Annotated in this window: 15 protein-coding genes and 1 pseudogene; 4 read left to right on the forward strand and 12 right to left on the reverse strand. The window is 69.5% G+C overall.

Annotated elements, in window-relative coordinates; genetic code table 11:
* The 3 genes and pseudogenes from KUM38_RS42760 to KUM38_RS41065 form a co-directional block, all read right to left on the reverse strand.
* Positions 1-430: pseudogene (locus KUM38_RS42760) on the reverse strand (ATP/GTP-binding protein); the annotation flags it as partial.
* On the reverse strand, positions 424-984 hold the full coding sequence (locus KUM38_RS41060; protein ID WP_254398562.1) for a hypothetical protein: 561 nt from the start codon (positions 982-984) through the stop codon (positions 424-426). The gene KUM38_RS41060 and the pseudogene KUM38_RS42760, both read right to left, overlap by 7 nt.
* Positions 985-1,265: 281 nt before the next feature.
* A complete protein-coding gene (locus KUM38_RS41065) occupies positions 1,266-1,556 on the reverse strand; it encodes a hypothetical protein (protein ID WP_254398563.1) in 291 nt (96 codons plus the stop codon).
* A 761-nt stretch (positions 1,557-2,317) separates the two neighbouring features.
* Between KUM38_RS41065 and KUM38_RS41070 the strand changes: the two genes are divergently transcribed.
* From KUM38_RS41070 to KUM38_RS41085, 4 genes are read left to right on the forward strand one after another with little or no spacing between them, the layout of a single operon-like run.
* Positions 2,318-2,896: a hypothetical protein gene (locus KUM38_RS41070; protein WP_254398564.1), complete on the forward strand. Its 579-nt coding sequence runs from the start codon at positions 2,318-2,320 to the stop codon at positions 2,894-2,896.
* A complete protein-coding gene (locus KUM38_RS41075) occupies positions 2,893-3,504 on the forward strand; it encodes a toxin (RefSeq protein WP_217137249.1) in 612 nt (203 codons plus the stop codon). Before KUM38_RS41070 ends, KUM38_RS41075 begins: the two co-directional genes overlap by 4 nt.
* The gene (locus KUM38_RS41080) at positions 3,501-4,691 is read left to right on the forward strand and encodes an MAB_1171c family putative transporter (protein ID WP_217137250.1); all 1,191 of its coding nucleotides are present in this window, start codon (positions 3,501-3,503) and stop codon (positions 4,689-4,691) included. Before KUM38_RS41075 ends, KUM38_RS41080 begins: the two co-directional genes overlap by 4 nt.
* Positions 4,684-6,084 carry an FAD-dependent monooxygenase gene (locus KUM38_RS41085; RefSeq protein ID WP_217137251.1) on the forward strand — a complete coding sequence of 467 codons (1,401 nt, stop codon included), beginning with the start codon at positions 4,684-4,686 and terminating at the stop codon, positions 6,082-6,084. Before KUM38_RS41080 ends, KUM38_RS41085 begins: the two co-directional genes overlap by 8 nt.
* A gap of 150 nt (positions 6,085-6,234) precedes the next feature.
* Here the strand turns inward: KUM38_RS41085 and KUM38_RS41090 are convergent, their stop codons facing one another.
* The 9 genes from KUM38_RS41090 to KUM38_RS41130 all read right to left on the reverse strand — a co-directional run bounded on the left by KUM38_RS41090 (position 6,235) and on the right by KUM38_RS41130 (position 18,379).
* Positions 6,235-8,859 (reverse strand): ATP/GTP-binding protein, encoded by a 2,625-nt coding sequence (locus tag KUM38_RS41090; protein ID WP_217137252.1) that lies wholly within the window; start codon positions 8,857-8,859, stop codon positions 6,235-6,237.
* Positions 8,835-9,236, reverse strand: coding sequence for a hypothetical protein (locus tag KUM38_RS42765; RefSeq protein WP_254398565.1), 402 nt, complete (start codon positions 9,234-9,236; stop codon positions 8,835-8,837). The genes KUM38_RS41090 and KUM38_RS42765 overlap by 25 nt, the downstream gene beginning before the upstream one ends.
* A 263-nt stretch (positions 9,237-9,499) precedes the next feature.
* On the reverse strand, positions 9,500-10,558 hold the full coding sequence (locus tag KUM38_RS41100; RefSeq protein WP_308409165.1) for a bifunctional lytic transglycosylase/C40 family peptidase: 1,059 nt from the start codon (positions 10,556-10,558) through the stop codon (positions 9,500-9,502).
* Positions 10,559-10,653: 95 nt separating this feature from the next.
* On the reverse strand, positions 10,654-13,455 hold the full coding sequence (locus KUM38_RS41105) for a hypothetical protein (RefSeq protein WP_217137253.1): 2,802 nt from the start codon (positions 13,453-13,455) through the stop codon (positions 10,654-10,656).
* A complete protein-coding gene (locus KUM38_RS41110) occupies positions 13,455-13,814 on the reverse strand; it encodes a hypothetical protein (protein WP_217137254.1) in 360 nt (119 codons plus the stop codon). Before KUM38_RS41110 ends, KUM38_RS41105 begins: the two co-directional genes overlap by 1 nt.
* The gene (locus tag KUM38_RS41115) at positions 13,811-16,513 is read right to left on the reverse strand and encodes an ATP-binding protein (protein ID WP_217137255.1); all 2,703 of its coding nucleotides are present in this window, start codon (positions 16,511-16,513) and stop codon (positions 13,811-13,813) included. Before KUM38_RS41115 ends, KUM38_RS41110 begins: the two co-directional genes overlap by 4 nt.
* Positions 16,510-17,106, reverse strand: a complete 597-nt coding sequence (locus tag KUM38_RS41120; RefSeq protein ID WP_217137256.1) for a hypothetical protein — start codon at positions 17,104-17,106, stop codon at positions 16,510-16,512. Before KUM38_RS41120 ends, KUM38_RS41115 begins: the two co-directional genes overlap by 4 nt.
* The gene (locus tag KUM38_RS41125; protein ID WP_217137257.1) at positions 17,103-17,441 is read right to left on the reverse strand and encodes a hypothetical protein; all 339 of its coding nucleotides are present in this window, start codon (positions 17,439-17,441) and stop codon (positions 17,103-17,105) included. The genes KUM38_RS41120 and KUM38_RS41125 overlap by 4 nt, the downstream gene beginning before the upstream one ends.
* Entirely contained in the window at positions 17,441-18,379 is a 939-nt protein-coding gene (locus tag KUM38_RS41130) for a conjugal transfer protein (RefSeq protein WP_217137258.1), read from the reverse strand. The genes KUM38_RS41125 and KUM38_RS41130 overlap by 1 nt, the downstream gene beginning before the upstream one ends.
* Between the last annotated feature and the right edge of the window lie 450 nt (positions 18,380-18,829).

Genomic DNA, 18,829 nt, shown 5'->3' on the forward strand with positions numbered 1-18,829 from the left:
CGAGCACAGCCGGGTCAACGGTGGTCTCGTCCCCAGGCGGCTCGGCAAGCCACACCATGCGGACGATGGTGTCGCCGCTGTCATTCCATCTGCAGGTCTCTTCATAGACCGCGCCATCGCCGGGGCCATGTCCGTCCCAGTCCAAGCTGCCGGCAGGCGGCTGCGGATCTACCAGCTTGTAGGTGCAGTTGGTCAGGTCGGTGCTCTTGCCGCCGTCTGCCTCGTCTCCTGCGCTGCCGCCGCCCGCTCCGCTGCCGCCACTGCCTTGGCCGCCGGCCTGGCCGGGGACCTCCACCTCAACCTGACAGGTGTACATCCCGCATTCGGTGTTGCCGTTGCCTTTCGGTTCTTCATCGGCAACCGCGACCCTCGGCATGGATAAAGCTGTGAGAAGGCACGTCGCCACGGCGGTAATACGGCGGGTCAGCATGGTTTGCCCTGGGGCTTGTCACGGATGACGCGCCAGCCCTCGGGCCATTTTTCGAGTGTGCTGACGATCAGATACTTGGTCAGCCGGTTACTGGGAAGGGTGACCGGCTTCTTGGTGTCGACATCGACGGTCTGCCACTGGGAGATGTCCAGGCAGCCGGAGATGGTGGCGTTCGGGATCTTTCCCTTGGCGTCGTACTTGGTGACGGCCGGGTCGATGACGCGGACGTCACCGATGTTGATGAGCCCACGGTCATGGGTGCGCTTGGCGTCAGCTGTAGCGTTCTTCAGGGCGGCCGAGGCGGCGTACTTCTTGAGGTTCGCACCAGCACCGCTTTCGTCGGCGTACAGCTTCTCCATCTCCTGCCAGTAGCCCTGATAGGCGGCGATCGCCTCCCGCTTGACGGCTTCCTTTGGATCGGAGGAGGCAGATGATGATGCCGAGGGCGTCGGTGATGTCTCGACGGCAGCTTCACCATCACCGTCGGAGGCGCCGCAGGCAGAGAGGGCGACCAAAGCACACAGCGTGAGCGATGCGGCAGTCATGGTGGTCATCGGTGCTGGGGACACGTGGGGGTCACTCCTGAAGTGATGTTGTGGCGTGAGCAGTTGAACTGTTGATGGCGCCCCGAGTGCGCCCGGGCGCACTCGGGGCGCCTTGTGCTGCCCGGCAAGACAGTGCTGTCTCGCTCTGGCCGGCCACTGGCCGCCAGGCAGCGGCTGGTGTTGGTCCTAGAGGCGCGGCCGGGACGCGGACTGGCCCGAAGAAGGCCGGTCAGTACCGGGCTTCGGCGGGGGAGGGGGCTGGCACCAGGAGCTGCTCAGGGCTGGCCTGCCTAGTACGGCAGACTGACGGGCGCCCCGGGGGTGTGCAGCCGGTAGCGGGCGCCGTCGCTGATCCGGCGGATGCCGCGACGCGTCTGGTTGAGCGTGCGGGAGATCTCGGCGATCAGCGCCATGGACGCACCGAAGTCGGCGGGCCTGTCAGGTGAGGGGGGCCGCCATCCGTCGGGGTACTGCTCGGCGACCGACCGGCACGTTGTGACCAGGTGCGTCATCAGCCGCAGGAACTCTTCGGTTTCCGTGCGGGTGAGGTGCTCCGGGAGCAGGGACGGCGGCGTGTTCAACAGATCCCCCTTAACGCTCCAGGTGCCGTAGCCTCCGGGTTTCTCACTGCTGCCTTCGTTTGGTGAGCCTCAGGCCGGAGCCATGGCATGTGCATCCCTCCAGGTCGATTGAAAGGCTTAAGGCGATGTGGCGGGCGAAGGGCAACCAGGGCTTCGTTATGCCGACCCCCGCTGCTCTGTGCGGGGGTCCGGCCCGCGGCATCGTGGACCACGAGGGCGCTTTCAGTCATGTGGATCATTGGGCAGGCCCGTCAGCCGTGCTTGCCCGGTTTTCCAGTGACACGTGCGCCAGCAGCCCTTCCGCTTGCGCCCTCTTGATCATGTGTCTGTCGTGCAGGGTGTCGCGATGCACCGCCGCCGGCCCGGCCACTTGCGGAAACCGAGGAGAGCAGCGGTGCTCAAGATGTTGCTATGGGCATGAAAAGCTGTCAACGATAGATTTAAGCTACTCATCGATCGTTGATTTCGGCGTTCGGCAGGCCGGAATGAGGCGTACTGGGCACCCGCCGCCCGAATCGCCTCCTGGGCTTATCGGTTGAACCACGTCAAAGTGATGAGGCGCTTCCGCGTGCGGGAGCGACTGTGCGGGCTGGCCGCAGTCGCCGCCTCGTGGCTCAATCTGGACAATCATCGATTGCTTGTACTCAACGATCGTTGCTGCTTGGCGTGTTCGTCACGTATGGTCCCGCCAGCAACACCAGGCGTCAGTCCCCCGACCCGGGAGTGCAACGGTGGCATCACCCCCTCCTCTCTCCGAAACCTTGCGGCGTCTTGACAAGGCCATCCAGGAGAAGGGCATCCGTTCGGACCTGCTGGACGTAGCAGAACTCGCCGCCAAGACCGCCCTGCCCACGTCCACGGTCCGCACCTTGCTCCAGGGCGGCACATCACCGGACGACTCCGTCAACGACCGGGTCCGGACGCGGATCGCAGCGCTCGCCAAAGCCCACATGGCCGCGACCGGCAGACGCATGTCCGACCTGGCCTCGGACATTTCCCACCAACTGGGTGTCTCCGGGTACTGGGCACGTCAGATCTGCGACGGCAAAAAAGTACCCAGCGTCGAACTTCTTCACGGGCTCGTCGAATACTTCGAAGTCGAGGAGGGAGAGGCGTTCTTCACCGCATCAGCCGCCGACGCGCTCAACCGCGCCCTGCTCCCACTCCTGCACAAGCTCGAACATCCCGAGAGCGATCCCGTGCTCGCCCTGATGGACCGCTACGGCGTGAGATCCACCGACCTGCGCATGCACGGTTCCCTGACCCGTGAGCAGCTGGAGCGCCTCCTCGAAGGAGTTCTACGGTCCGTCGTGCCTCCGGAAGGAGGTCGCGAGCAGTGAGCACCAAGGCGATGAAGTCCTTACTCGCCGTCCTGGGTCGGCGCGCGGCGGGGGCCGTTCAACGGCCGGCCGAACCCCAGGAGGTCATGGAAGCGTTCTGCGCGGCCATGAGCGCACGAACCGGTCGGCCGATCCACCTTGTGTTCCGGGCCTTCCCGCCGGACATTCCCGTCTCCGGCATGCGCCTGGACTGCGGAGACCACTCCATCATCGTCGTGGAGGAACGCACGGTCCCCGAGGCCCAATTGGTTATCCTCGGCCATGAGCTGTGGCACGAGGAGCAGGGGGACTGCGGACACCACGTCGCGGGAATGCCGACAGCCGCCCGTGCACTGCCCACCGAGCAGGCCGCGGAAGTGATCGAGCGGGCCGTCGAGCAGATCCTCGCAGCGCACGAAATACCCCTGGATGCGCTCCTTGCCGTTGCGGCCCGTGCCGAATCGACCGACGACCATGAGGCGGACGCCGAAACGTTCGGGCTGCTCTTCGGACGCGAGGTCCGCACCTGGATGAAAGGCCGTTACGCGCAGGGCCCGGTCAGCGCGGACACCGTGGAAGGCCGCATCAACCTGTCTCTGAGTAACCGCGTCGGGCACATTCTGCCATGAGCCCGTCCTTCCACGTCCCCTACATTCTGCCCACAGTACTGCTGGCGCTGGCCCTCGTACTGAAGCTCCCCACGTTCCTGCGGGCCTCGCGCGACCCCGACGTCAGGGCGACCACCCTCCTGCTGACCTGGGCCACCGCCGTCCTTGTCGTGATCACCCCGGTCAACATAGAACGGCTCAACGTCCTCACGGGCATACCGAACATCGCCGCCCCCTGGGCCTACTCGTTCCTCACCGCATTCTGCGCCACCGGCCTGACCATGATCATGCGCTGGCGGGAGGAACCGTCGGAAAGACGCCGCCGCAGAATCCGCCGCATCTACTGGCTCTACGCAGGCATCATCGCCGTCCTGTGGCTGACGTTCATCCTGGCGGACGTTCCCACGGCACGCATCTATGACCTGGACACCTACTACGCCAGCACCCCTTGGATGCGCGAACACATCCTTCTCTACATCGCTGCGCACATGGTCTCGTCCCTCGTGGCGGTCTCCATGCTGTGGAAGTGGTTCCCCGACGTCGCCAACCGTTGGCTGAAGGCGGGCGTGGTCTTCCTGCAACTCGGTTTCGCATCAGGACTCGTCTTCGACGTAGCGAAGATGGCTGCGATCGGCGCTCGCTGGTCGGGACACGACTGGGACGTACTCAGCACCCAGGCCGCACCCCCGTTCGCGCTCATGGAAGCCGCCCTCGTCGCGCTCGGCTTCATCGTCCCCCAAGCCGGACCGTTCCTGCAGAAATGGATCCGAGACCAACGCGAATACCGGCGGCTGGGCCCGCTGTGGTGCGCACTCCGCGTCCTTGCACCAGCGGCGGCCAAAGCACGCTTCGGACCATGGACTCCTCTCGACCTGCGCCTCATGCAACGCCGACAGCGAATCCACGACGCCTTGCGCGTACTCAGCCCCTATTTCGACCCGGCTCTTCACCAGCGGGCCCGTAAAGCCGCACAGGCCAGGCACGAGACCCCGACCGCGGACGATATCGCCGGAGCTATAACGATCAGCGCCGCCATCAGCACCTATCAGCAGGGCGGGCCCCCAACCGCGCACCCCCAAGGACTACAGGGAGGCGTAGTTGTGAGCGACCGCATCGAAGGCATCGCATCCGCCCTGAGCCACCCCCACATTCTCGAAAACGTCCGCCGGCGAATGACCAGCACAGAAAGCGCGAATCACCATGGCTGAAGAAACCGTCACCCGTCGGCCCACCACCGTAGTGATCGGAGCCAGCGCCACCGGCCTGTTCGCTGCGGCAGCCCTCATGGACTTCGCCGACGTCACCGTCATCGAACGCGACCGCCTCCCCGACAGACCCGAACCACGCCGGGGCGTTCCCCAGGCCCGCCACGCCCACCTGGTGTGGAGCGGAGGAGTCAAGGCCTTCGACGACCTCCTCCCCGGCCTCACCGGCGAGATCACCGCCCACGGCGGCCGCCTGGTCCACATCATGGGCGACATGGTCTCCCGAGCCCCCAACGAAGTGTGGTTCCGCCGTTTCACAGCCACCCATCACCGCAACTTGGTCTGCTCCCGCGACCTCCTCGACTTCGTCCTGCGAAACCGCGTCCTGGCCGACGAGCGCATTACACTTCGCCAAGAGACCAGTGCACTCGGCCTGGAAGGTGACGCCACAGCCGTCACCGGCGTCCGCATACGCACGAACGACGAGGAAAGCACCCTCCGCGCCGACCTGATCATCGACGCCTCCGGGCGAGGCTCCCGCACGCCACAGTGGCTCGCCGAATTGGGAGCACCGAGCATCACGGAGCGAGAGGTCAACGCCGGCGTCGCCTACGCCACCCGCCTCTACGCCGCCCCCGAGGCAACCCGGGACATCAACTTCCCCCTCGTCAACGTGCAGGCCAACCCGGCCAAGGCACCAGGGCGAGGAGGCATCATCCTGCCCATCGAGGGAAACCGCTGGATCGTCACGCTGTCGGGTACCCGCGGCGGCGAACCCACCGACGACCCCGACGCCTTCATCGACTTCGCACTCGGCCTGGACGACCCCGTCATCGGCGAACTCATCAAAGACGCCGAGCCACTCGGGGACATCACCACCACCCGCGCCACGGCCAACCGCCGCCGCTACTACGAGCAGGCCAAACGCTGGCCGGACGGCTTCCTCGTCCTCGGCGACGCCATCGCCGGCTACAACCCCGTCTACGGCCACGGTCTCACTGTCGCCGCCCAGTGCGCCCTCGCTGTCCGCAACGTGCTCAGCACCACAGAGCCAGGACAGCCGGGCCTTGCACGCCGTCTCCAGCGCGCTGCCGCGCGGCCGGTGGCCGCCGCCTGGGACCTGGCCGTCGGCCAGGACGCCCAGTATCCGGGAGCCAGTGACACCCGCCCCAACAGCATCGAACGCCTTCTCGCACGCTTCGTCGACAAGGCCGTGGAAACCGGCGCACGCAATCCACGCGCCATGGAAGCCCTGCTGGACGTCATGAGCCTGGAGCTACCCGCGACCCGTCTGTTCTCGCCCGACATGCTCATCCCCATGCTCATCGGTCCGAAAAAACCGCACCTGCAAGGCCCGCCCCTCACTCAAACAGAGCGAAAGACCGCTTTGTCATAGAGCGTGCTTCTCCGCGGGAGCGATTGGCCGCAGCAGGTCATGGAGTTGGCCGGGGCGCTATCTGATGCTGTCCGAGCACGACCAGGAGCTGATGCAGCAGCGACTCGACCGGACCCGGAGTGTGAGCGGTCGGCAAGGCCCTGGCCGCGGTTAACTGTAGTGATTCTCCTTCGAGGCTCGCGCCGCAGTAGGGGTGAGTTGGGTGAGGAGGGTACTGACCCGGCTGAGCTGTTCGGTGGCGCGAGTGGTGAGCTGGCTAAGGGATGCGGCTTCGGCGTTGGCGCGGGCGGCGTTCTCGAGTGCGGTGGTTCGGTGGGGGCGAGCGTGGTCGGCGAAGACCTCGTCGAGGTGAGGGCCGGTGATTCGGACGGGTCCGACGCGGTGGCCGCGGACGGTCAGCGACATGTAGTGCTCGAAGCGGTCCAGGGCGGCGACGACGTCGGGGCTGGGGTTGTCACCCCACTCCGAGGTGATCGGGGCGATGGCGGACCGCGACCCTGCGGTGGTGGCCAGGGTGGAGGCGTTCTGCACCAGTGACAGCCGCACCGCGATGGGCAGGCGGGCCAGCAGCTGGGTCATGCCGTGGACATGGACTCTGTACTTGCGGAAGTCCTCGAACATCGCGGCGATGGTCTCCGGGGCGGCGCCGGTCAACGTGATCAGCTCGTCGAAGTACGCCCGGAACGGCACCCGCTGGGCTTCTGGGATGTCGCGGCGGGAACGCACCGCGCGCAGCAGGTCCCGGGCGAGAAGGGCGGTGATGAGCCGGTCGGTGGGGCCGTTGCCGCCTGGGCACACCCACACGATCATCCGGTCGTCCATGGCGGCACGGATGTTGTAGACGCCGACCGGCTGGCCGAGGAAGGCGCGGGTGACGGGGTTGGCGGCGAGCCGGGCGATCGGGTTGAGGACGACGGCGAACGCGTCAGGCGGCAAGGTCGGGAACACGGTGCGCCACCAGGAGCGCGTCTCTTCGCCCAGCCGACCTTCCACCGCCGCGAGGACTGCTTTGCGGAAGCCGGCGTCGGTGAGCAGGGCCCGTACGTGGAAGACCGTCGCCTGATCTTCCGGCCGCCCGGCCCGGCAAACGGCCTCGTTGACGGCCACCAGGACGGCCACAGCGGCGGTGAGGATGGTCAGTGCGCGGGGTGCGCTGGCGTCGTCCCAGCCCAGCGCGGAGGCGTAGGCGTCAGTGACGGCTTCGACGACCTCGTGCGCCACCTGGCCCTGATGCATACCGATCGGGTTCCACGAACTGATCTGCGGGGTGGGTCCGACGGCGTTGAGATCGATCAGTGCGATCCGCTGGGCCAGATGGTCGTGGGCCAGGAACGGCAGGGCGCGGGGCCAGGAGTCGCGGTGCGGGTCGAGGAACATCAGTCCGCCGCCGGCGTGCGCCCAGCCGATCGCCTGTGCCAGGGCGCGTTCGGTCTTGCCGCCACCGGCCTTGCCCACCCCGACTTCGAACAGCGTCTCGCGCGCGTGGGTGGCGACCAGGCGCCGCCGTCCGTCCGGTGCCCGGTAGATGCCCTGCAGTAGCAGGTCAGGATTGCCGTGCTGGAAGGTCGGCAGGTCGGTGGCGAGTAGTGGCAGGCGGCAGTGCACGGTGGGTGGCTTGAGCAGACCGGTCAGCTCCTCCAGGCGGACCCAGTTCGTCCGGGGCGGCTGGCAGTGCCCCAGCTTCCAGCGGCGTTCGAAGCCCCGCCGGCTGGGCCAGCGGTCCGCCCCGAACCGCCAGGGCCCCAGCCGCCAGCCGCGCATCGCCCAGCGCGCACCACCACCGAACACGTCGAAGGCGGCCTGGAGCTGGGCGAGCCGGGCCTGGGCGCGACCCTCGGTGTCGGAGGCGCACATCACCAGCAGCTGCACCCGCACCAGATGGTCGTCCTCGGCGAGCTTGCCCAACGCCTCGGCCGCCTCCACCCGGCGCGGGACGGGCGGCATGACCAGACGGCGCCCACCCACGCCCCCGCCCTGCTTTCCTGCGACCAGCTGCTGCAGCTGCCAGGTCAGGGAGTCCTCAATCCCGCTGGCGTCCTGGCGTACCCAGCGGGCGGCCCGCTGCGCCTCGCGCCGCTCGACGCGGCGGGCCTGGGCCATCAGCTGCACACGACGCGCCCGCAGTACCCACTTCGGAGCGCGCTGGATGTCCAGACGGACCTCGGCAAGGTCACCCAGCTCCGCGCGCAGGTCGGACACCGCGTCGACCAAGGGCTGCAGCGGGTCGGGCTCGAGGGGCACCTCGCGCAGCGGCGCGGTGGGCTTGCCCCGCAGCACGAACTCGGCCCGCACCGCATGCTTGCGTGGCTTGTCTCTGAGGGCAGAGGCCTTCTTCACGGTGACGTCCGGTCCGAACGGGGTGATCGACAGCAGCCGCTGCGCGCCGGCTGGTCCCTCGATGCGGTAGCGCAGCGGCGCGGTGCCGTCGGCGCGCAGCCGGATCTGCACCGTCTTGGACCGGCGCGGCGCCCACCAGGGCATGGACGTGGAAGCCCTGGCCAGCTGCACTCCGCGGCGAAAGATCTCCTCCAAGGACGGGTCGAAGTGCCGTGAGGGCACCAGTTCCAGCGCCATCCGCTGGGCCGAGGCCGCGCGTGCCAGGCGGCGCATCACTATCTCGTTCACGCCCCAGCCGATGAGGACGGCCGTGGCGGGCACCCACCAGTGGGTGATCAGCCAGCCGGCGGTGTGGGTGAGGCCGGTGAGCAGGCCGAGTGCCTCACCGAAGATCGATGCGGCGGCCTGACCGCTCAGGTACGGGGCTGCGGAACCCATGTGGAGGCTCCCTTCGTCGAAGCGGTGCGGGTGAAGTGCAGGTCGGTGATGCGGCCGTCGCTGTAGGTGCCGCCGCGGTCGGCACCCGCCCACACCAGATGCACCACCGCCCGGTCCGGCCGGCCGCCGCGACGGGCGATGGCGGCCTGGATACGGAAGCGAGCGGTGGAGAACGCCGGCGCGACCGTCTCCTGCCGGACGAAGTACGCGGGCCACCGGTCGCGGCCCTCACCCGTCGCGTCGGCCCGCAGCAGTGCCCGGCCGGCCGTGAGTAGCTGCCGCTCATCACCGGCCGGAAGGTCGGCGGGCCACGCGTCCTCCAGGGTCTGCTGGATGGCCCGGTCACCGGCCGCGCCTTCTCCGCGTGGCGGCAGCATCGAGGCAGGCGCCGATCGGCTCGGTGCAGAGGCGGTCGCGCGAGCTGAACGGGAAGCCGGCGGGGCACTGCCGGTGAAGTGACGCCCGGCAGCGGGTTTTGAGGAACGCACAGGCGGGGTGGCAGGAGCGGTCGCTGCATCCGCAGGGGCCGGCGTGGTGGGTGGGTGCGGCATGGCCAGCAGGACAAGCCCGGCGACTGCCAGGACCATGGCGGTGATTGCCAGCGGACGCGGCGAGCGCGGCGTGTACGGCGAGGATGGGGTCATAACAGGCGGGCTCCTCCCGCGTAGCCGGATATGGCGTCGATGGGGTCCAGGCGGACGACGGCGCCGGGCCGGGGGGCGTTGATCATTCGGCCGCCGCCGAGGTAGATGCCGACGTGGTAGATCGTCGAGTCCCGCCCGGGCGCGTAGGCGTAGAAGACCAGGTCACCGGGCTTGAGCGCCCGGGTACCGCCGCTGGCGGGGATCCGCCGTCCCACACCCGCCTGGGCGGCAGCGGTGCGCGGCAGACGGATCCCGGCTTTGGCGTAGGCGTAGACGGTCAGGCCCGAGCAGTCGAAGCCTTTGATGGCCGTGCCGCTTTTGCCGCTGGGGGAGCAGCAGATCCCGTAGGAGGGGCCGTTCGCGTTGCCGCCGCCCCACGAGTACGGCACCCCCCGCTGGGCGAGGGCCGCCTCGATCACGGTGCGAACCTTGCCGGACACGTCCTTCAGGTCGGGGCTCTTGGCGGCCGTGGTGTACTGGTCGATCCAGCCCAGCACGTTGGCCACGTATGCGTTGGAGCGGTTGTACTGGAAGATCGCTGCTTTGAGCTGGGAGCGCTGGCCCAGGTCGCGCCCGTTGCCGCACAGGTAGATCGCGGCGCCGAGGGCAGCATCGTCGGCGTTGTGCGGATCAGCCGTGCCGTCGCCGTTGGCGTCCTGGCCGACGCCTTCCCAGGTGGAGGGCAGGAACTGGAACGGGCCGACCGCGCGTTCCCCGGATGCGGTGCCGTCGTAGCGGCCGTTGTCGGTGTCGGGGAAGACGGTGGTGTTGCCGCCGGCGCCGGAGCCGTTGAGGAGCACCCCGTAGATCTTCGGACGGATGTCCCCGCTCGCGCTGACGGTGCGACCGGTGGCGTGGTTGGACTCGACCTTGGCGATCCCGGCCAGGACCGGCCAGCGCATGCCCCGGCACCGGGGCACGTGCCGACCCACTCGCTGCACGGCGTTCTTGTACGCGGCGAGCATGCGCGGCGGAATGTCCGCCGCCGTACCGCCGTCGACGACGGTGCCGTCGCCGTTCGCGGCGTTCTGCAGCGCGACATAGGCACTGATCACGTTCGAGACTGGAGCTGCACAGCACACTGCGGACAACAGCACCACCACACCGACGCACCCCCACCGCCCCAGGCAGCGCCGAGTTGGCCTTGGCCTCACTCCTGCTCACCGCCCTCGGGCGCCCCGGATGATCGCTGTCGGTCTCGCTCCTGGCGCAGCCGTTCGGCCTCGGGCGCGGTCCTGCGCATCAGCTCCTGCATGCGGGCGCGGGCCTCATCGCGCGCACGGCTGTTCGCGTTGCCGCCGCCGGGAAGCACCGGCCCCTGCTCCCCCGAGCCGGTACCGCTCGGGAGCCGGTTCGGGGACGTCGCTGGCGCGCTCGCTGGCGTGGTGCTGCCTTGGGCTGAGGACGCCGACGTGCTGCTGCGTGTAGAGGAGGACTGAGGGCTGCTCGTGACACTGCCAGCGCTTGCCGTCTGTTGCGGGGTGTTCGGCCGTCGGCCGGGAGCCGACGCCGATGCGGTAGGGAGCCGGCGGGCGCCCGACGGCGCAGAGCTGTCAGGGACGTCAGGGTTCTCCCGCAGCGCGCGGGAGATCTGCCGGGCGGTGCCGCTCCAGGCCCGGCTGTCCTCGCGAACGGTGTTGCCCCACACCCGCACCTGCTGGCGGGCGTCCCTGGAGTAGCGCGAACCGGCTGCCTTGGCCTGACGGGCAGTGGCCGGCAGGCCGATGGTCGCCCCGTAGGCGGCCCGGCCGCCGCGGTGCAGGATGCGGTAGCCGCGAAGGCGCACGAGCCGGTTGTGGGCGCGGGTGGACAGCAGGGTGCGGTCGGCATGCTGGTCGTGCAGGATCTCACCTGTGGCTGTGTTGATGATCTGGCCGTCGTCGTCGCGGTAGCGGTCGCGCGGGCCGCCGGGCCTGTGCGCTCCTGCGCCCGGGCCTGCCAGCCCGCCGCTGCCCGGCCTGCCCGGTTCTTGACCGGGCTGGCCGTCGGCGTGCGGTTCGTCACCGTCAGCTGTGGGCTTTTGCCACTTGGCCAGCTGCTCCCTGTCTGGACGCTTGCCGATCAGTAACCAGTGGCCGCCCTTCGCGCCCAGTCGCACTCCCAGCCCACCCACAGCTGCCGCCGCGGTCAGTGGGGCGAGTCCGCGCCCGGCCTCGGCGCTCGCGTCGGCGAGGATCCGTCCGGTGTTGACGGGCATGCCTGCCCCGTCGACCAGGGAGCCGAGGGCGCCCATGAGCCGCTGCCGGGTGCCGAGCATCCCGAACCGGCCGCCCCCGCCGCCGGTGAAGGCGCGCAAGCTCCCGCCGTAACCGCCCAGCGCAGCAGGCGAGTTCATGGCGAGTGCGGCGCCGAGCTCGGAGGTGTCGCCGGGCATGTGGGTGCCGCCGACCTTGGCGTAGCGCATCCGCATGGCCATACGCCGCCCGAAGGAGGCGATCCCGGTCAGGAGCCTGCGGTGCCCGGCCGCGCCCGCGACGGCCAGGACGTCGATCAGCAGGATCCGCTCCACCATCAAGTCGGGCCCGTCGGTGATGGTGGCGTCCATGGCGATGCCGAAGAATGGGATGAACGCACAGATCCCGACCACGGTCAGGACCGAGATGCCCCAGATCGACAGCCATTTCCACACGGACTGGCGTGCGGGCCCGGGCAGCATGCCGGCGATGAAGGCGATACCACCCGCAGCCGCGGCCGCCACGCAGATGCCCTGGGTGCCCAGCAGCACGATGGCGCTGGAGAGCAGCATGCCGCAGATGAACAGCGCGGCGATCAGTAGCAGAAAGGCTCCGCCGAGCCGCCACCAGGTCGGCTTCTCGGCGTAGGCGGCGCATGCCTTGCCGACATCGCCGGCCTGCTTCATATCGGCGAGGAACTCGGCGAACTCGTGGTCCTCGTCGGTGACGGCGGCGTCCTCCAGCTCCCTACTTAGTCCCGGGGGCAGGGCCTCGCTTGGCTTCGAGCCGAGGGGGTCGTCCTCGCTGCGGACACCCTCCTCGTAGGGGCGCTCACAGTACTCTCTGGCAGGCCCCTTGATCTTCCTGCAGATGTCCTTTCCACGGTCCGAGACCTGGACGTCTCCCGCCTTGTAGCCACCGCTGACCCATCTGAGATGGACGGCGTAGGCTTTGAGATCGGAGCTGTTGGCGGGGTCGAGAATCCGGCCGTACTGGAGAAGCATGTAGGGCTTGACGATCAGGGCGTTGGTGACCGAGTCCTGGATGGGGCGGGCCACCGCCGCTGAGGAGACTGGCCCTTCGCCTTCACGCTTCCCGCACGCGAATTCGGCGTTGCCTGTCATGCGGGAGCACGGGTCGTAGCTGGAGAGCTTGCCGCCCCAGTCGTAGGAGTTGACGCTCTGCTGGGCGACCTCGGCGGCCACCTGCTGGGACTGTCCCAGCGGGCCCCCTGTGCTGAGCAGGGTGTCGGGGCGGATGAGAGCCGAGGCGGCGATTGCCCCGATGAGAAGGGTGAGGAGTATTTCGCCCAGGCCGCGGCCGACCCGCCCGCGCACGATCATGAATCCGGCGAACGCGAATGCCCAGGCCAGCAGCAGACCCTTCAGCCCGAGCGTGTCAACCACTACGGTGTCGTAGGTGTCGGCGACCTTCTGCGCCGGAGAGGTGAGGATCTTCAGTAGCGGAAACCGGAACGCCACCTCGATCGCCCACCCGGCGAGACCGGCCAGCAGCCGGATCAGTGTGAACAGCCCCGACAGCGCGAACGTCAAAGCCTGGGATTTGAAAGCCAGGATGGAGCCACCCGAAGCGTTCAGCTCGTAGCCGTCGATCGGCACACCCTCGGAGGAGTCGATGTTCAGCGGCTCGAGCAGGCCCTCACTCTCACCGTTGCTGCCCGCCGCGTAGACGACCTGGCTGTTGACCATGACGAACACGACGGTGAGCAGCGCAACGAAACCGGCTGAGCGCAGCGTGCCGCGGTCTGCACGCACCATCAGCCCCGCCCTCGTCCCGCCGTGTTCCGTCCCCGCCACAGCACCAGGGCGGCCAGACCCGCTCCAGCCGGCACCAGCCTCCACCACGCCGTCCCGCTCGCCTCGTGGTGCCCGGCGGAGGCGGAGGCCGCGGTGCCGCGTTTGCAGTACTCCTTGGCCGGGCCCACGATCGGGCCGCACGGGTCGTGCCGGGCGGGATGGTCCTCGGCGGCGAAGGCCTGCCCGGTGCGCGGCCACCACGCCTCCGGCAGGCTCACCGACAGCACCAGGACGAGCACGCCGACGGCCATGACGATGACGGTGAGGACGCTCGCGGCAGTGGCGATGCGCCGGGAGCGGCTGGGGGAGAAAGAGCTCATGCGAGGGGTTCCTCTGGACGGCCACCTGAACGATCACCAGTGGTGGCACCGGCGAGCGGCGCGGATGCGGGAGTGGGGGCGGTGGGGCGGTGTCCCGGTGTGGTGGTGATGGACGTGGCGATGCGCGCGATGCGAGGGATGACGGCCTTGACCCGGCCGGTGTTCTGCCGTGGGCAGGTCAGCAGGAACTCGCCCTCCCGGCCCTTCTGGCCAACCGGCGACAGGCCGGTGGTCACCAGCCGCAGCAGCTCCGGGTCGGTGGGGTCCAGGCCGACGAACTCCAGCCCGCGCCGGGCGCGTTCGCGGTCGGTGGTGCGGGCCAGCGCCCGGTAGGCCATCAGCCCGCGGTCCGGGCCCAGTTCTTCGGCGTCGTGGGAGCCGGCGATCAGGCCGGCGCCGTGCTTGCGGCCGTCGTGGAGGATCTCGTGGACCAACGCGGTGCCCTCGGCGGAGGAGGTGAGCCAGTACAGCTCGTCCAGCACCACCGCGGTGAACCGCTCAGGGTCCTCGAACGCGGTCTGCCGGGCGATCGCCGCGATCAGGTAGAGCACCGCGCGGCCGATCAGTGCCTCCAGCGGCTGCTGGTGCAGCACCTCCGGCTTGTCGAACGCGGCCTTGGGCGGCAGCTTCAGCCCCGTGGTCGTGATCACGATCATGTCGCAGGCGCTGGAGGCGTCCAGCCGCACCGGCGGCAGCGCCGGGTTGAACACCATGGCCGCCAGCGGATTGCTGGCCACCACCTTGATGAGGCCGGCCAGAGTGGCGGCCGCGTCCTGCCGCTTGCCCGCCTCCCGCGTGGCCATCTCCTGAAGGACTTCCAGCACGCGGTGCATCGACGGCTGCTCGCCGGCGGCGGCCTGCTCCACGGCGTGGTGCAGTACCTCGCCGCTGGTGGACATCGGCCCGATGCCGAGTTGCAGCGTCAGATAGGACAGGGCGTAGTGACGCCCCTCCGGCCCGGTGAACATGCGCAGCGGGTCGATGGACACCTCCGCCTGAGCGGCGTCGATGATCTGGCAGCGGCCCGCGGCGGCGGTGCGTGCGAAGGTCGCCCACTCGCGTACCGGAGTGCGGTCGATACAGATCGCGACCCCGCCGCGGGCCCACACCGCTTCGGCGATCAGCTTCTCCAGCACGCTCTTGCCGGCGCCCAGGTCACCAACGATGCCCATGGACGCGGAGGCGTCCTGCTTCGGCGCATCGGCCACATTGATCATCACCGGGCGGGTGGTGCCGCAGTCCAGATCGATCCCCAGGAACATGCCGTTGGGATCACCGACCTCCGCGGCGGTGAAGGCTCCGCCCAACGCCCAGTCTTCGGAGAGCTGGTGCTGGGTGAACTCGCGCACCACCCCGGGCCGCACCGTTGCGGGCAGGCCCAGCGTGAACAGGGCCTCCTGCAGACCGACCGGGCGCACCGCCCGGTAGTCGGCGCCGCCCAGCAGCGCCGACAAGGCCCGCGCGCGGGCATCACAGATCGCGGCGGTCGGCCCCCACACCGTCAGCACGGTGACGGACTGCACCTCGACCTCCACGCTGGTGCGGGACAGGCGGGCGTCCAGCTCACCCAGATCACGGGCGGCCTCCGTGAGCGAGGCCGGCATCCCCGTCGGACGGGCGTCATACTGGTCGGCCTGGTCGATTAACTCAGTCCTCTTGCGCCGCACCTGATCACGGGCCTTCTCCGCCGGCACCAGCGTGAGGTCGATGGTGTAGTCGACGGGAAAGTCGAGGGTCTCCAGCTGGGCGAACAGATCAGCGGCATCCTGGCTGACGGCGGGCGGGCACTCGGCCAGCACCAGCTGCGCCTGGTAACCCACCCCAGCATCGGACTCCACCTGCAGCCACCGCCGTCTGAGCGGAGACGATGCCTTCAACCGCCACCACGCCTTGCCGCCCGACCGCGTCAGCTGACCTGCGCCGTTCAGCTCGTCGACGTCGTCGAGTGCGGGGTCGATGCCGCCCTCCTGCAGGCGCACTTGGCCGAGGTCGGCGTAGCTGGGGGAGTGCAGCACCCCGCTGCGGACCTGCCCGCCGTACAGCTCGCTCGTCTGGGCTTCGGTCAGCAGTGGCTCGGGCGTGCCGCGGTGCAGGGCGTGCTGGACCATCCACACGATCTCCGCCGGACGGGCCGGGCGGAAGGCGATGCCGCCGGCGAGCGCGGCCTCCACGCGGGAGGCCTGCTCGCGGTAGGCGGTCACCTCGCGCCGGGCCACGGGAGCGGTCCGCATGCCCAGCATCGGGGCGACGTCCGCCCACATCGCTCCCAGCGAGGCAGCCAGTTGCCCGCCCGCGGCATCGTTGTGCAGTGGTACGGCCAGCCAGAGGGTGCGGCGGTGCATCTCCTGGCTGCCCAGCAGGTCCAGGGTGGCTTCGACGTTCTCCACCCACGGATGCGGCTCCCCGTCCGGCGCCTGCCCCGCGGGTTCGATGCCCTCGATCATGCGCAGGGCGATCTCCCCGGCATCGACCTGCGCGCACAGCCCGAACAGGCGCGGCGCCCCGGACAGCGAACGCACCAGATGCGTGATCCTGGCGAGTTGTTCGTCGCGGACCGCGGCCGGCACATAGGTGCCCTGCACGCTCTCCTCGCGACGTCCCTGCGCGTCGGGGCCCGGGTGCAGCCGGTAGACGGCCCACACGCTGCCGTGCGTGGACCACACCAAGTGCCCGGCGATGTGACGGATCGGCACCCTCACCGCACACCCCCACCCTGCTCGGTGAGCGCGAGCAGCCGCTGCACCCCCGAGACCGGCCCCACCGGCTCCTGGCGCGCAGGTGCCGCCTGGCGCCGCGGCGTGGGCATGCGGGTCACCGAACTCCAGCGCGGCCTCCGGCTGGCAGCGTGCTGCGCGGTCTGATCCGGTACGGCCGCAGGCGACGAAGAGGGGACAGCGTCGTGCTCGATGGTGGGGGCGCCCTCGAGGGTGAAGCCGCCCAGCAGCGCGCGGGAGGACCGGTCGCGGGCGGCGCGGCCACCGATCCGGCCGCCGTGCGGCTGCCAGGCCAGCAGCACCCAGCCCAGCGCGGCCTGCAACGGGGCACGGCCCCCGATCTTCGGGCGGCGCGTCGCCCAGACGGCCAGCACCCAGGCCGCGATCGGCACCGGCCCCATCCATGACCACAGTGGGATCGTCTTGACCAGCAGGAAGCCGCCGCCGACGGCGACCGCGATCTGCGCCGGGGTGTAGGGGCCGAGCGGAATCTTCCAGTCAGCGACCTTGCCCAGCACCCACGGATGACGACGAGCCGAGGTGTAGAACCGCCCGACCCGTCCTGCGGCCGCGCTCACAGCCCACCTCCAGCACCGGCGGAGTGCGCTCGAGCGAGGGGATCGGCACCGCCTGCGGGGCCGGGGATGGCGGGGGCGCCCTGGGCAGGGTTCTTCACCTCGTCCTCGAACATGTCCGCCAAGTCCTCGCGGGAGTTGTACAGCCCCAGCGCGATGATCATCAGCAGCAGGGCGCCGATGCCGGCCTTCAGGCTGAACTTCTGGATCATGATGACGACCACCAGCATGATCAGGCCGGCCTGCAGCCCCTTGGTCGCCCAGCCCTCGAACATGGCGATCCAGCCGTCGCCGAGATCGTCCAGCTGTCCGGCGAGCACCACACCGTGTTCCTTCATTACGACCGGCCCCCGTTCCTGACGGACCCGGATTCGAGCGCCGTCACGTCCCACCGGCCCGAGCGGGCCGTGAGCTCCAGCTCGTAGGCCAGCGGCCACCGCCCGGCCTCATCCCGGGCCTCCACCTGCGCCAGGACCCGGACTGCGGTGCCGTCACCCGGCACCTTCTCCCCGGCCGCGGCCTCCTCGACGGCGAGGACCTGCCGGACGGCGACCGCGCTGTACGGGGCTGGAGCAACCGGCGGCAGGTGCACGCCGGGCGCGAGATAGCGCTCCACCTCCCCGGCCCCGGTGAGATACGCGCCCAGGAACTGCCCGACCGTGGAGGACAGCTCGCCCTTGGGAACGGTCACGCCATACGGCGACGGCGCCGCCTCGGCCTGGCCCGGGCCGGCCACCACGCCGGGCGCGCCGGTCACCGTGAACGAGCCGCCCGTGCGGTCAGTGGCTACGGGGACGGTGAAGTAGCGCACCGAGGCGTTCGCATACTGTGCGGCCACCGTCACCCACCACCGGCCGGCCTCGTGCTGCGCACTGCGCACCGCGGTCACCGACTCCAGCCGCGCCTGCGCATCATGCGTATCGGCGGCCCGGTCGGGCAGCTCGACATCCGGCGCCAGCGACTGCGCAAACCGGGCCTGCGCAGTGGCAGCGTCATCGGCGCTGCTGCGCAACCATGCACCGAGGAACAGTTGCGCATAGCCGGACGGGTCGGTCGCGGCCGCCGTGGTGCGCACCGTGGTGGGCTCGGCCTTCGGGACGGCCGTGACCGTGGTTGGGCCGGAGACCACCGCCACGCCCAGGGCGACGGGCCCGGCCGCGATCGCGGTGAACAGGGCCAGGCGCGACAGGCGTACTCGGCGGTGCATCTTCTCCAGCCGGACGCCCGCGGTCACTGCAACCGTCTCGGGTTCGGTGGCCTGCTTGCCAGGAGACATGGTCAAACTCCCAGGTCATCAACGTGTACGTGCTGACCTTGAGAAAACCCGCCGACCCCGACCAGACCACCGACCACGAAGGCCCGACCACGGTCACGAACAGGACACAAAACCCGTGGTCGGTCTCATGGTCGGCCCGACCACGAGACCGACCACGGCCCCGGACACGACCGGGCATGCCTGAGTCCACTACCGGGCAGGGGAGTTGGCCGCAGCGGGCCGAACGGCCGCGCACAGGGCGAGATCCCCGGCGGGTCGGACGTGTTCTCAGAAGTCGGTAGGGCAGGTCGGTTGCGCAGACTCTGCCGGTTGCGCAGCCTCACGGCGGACTTGCGCATTCTGCTGTACGCAATCGGATGCGCACGCCGATTGCGCAGGACCCCACCCTCATTACGCAGAGGTCTGCGCAGTCGGATGCCCTGCGTTGCGCAGCCGTCCGCACCACCGAAA

Origin of the sequence: Streptomyces sp. AC558_RSS880, from assembly GCF_019049255.1 — a bacterium.
GTDB lineage: Bacteria > Actinomycetota > Actinomycetes > Streptomycetales > Streptomycetaceae > Streptomyces.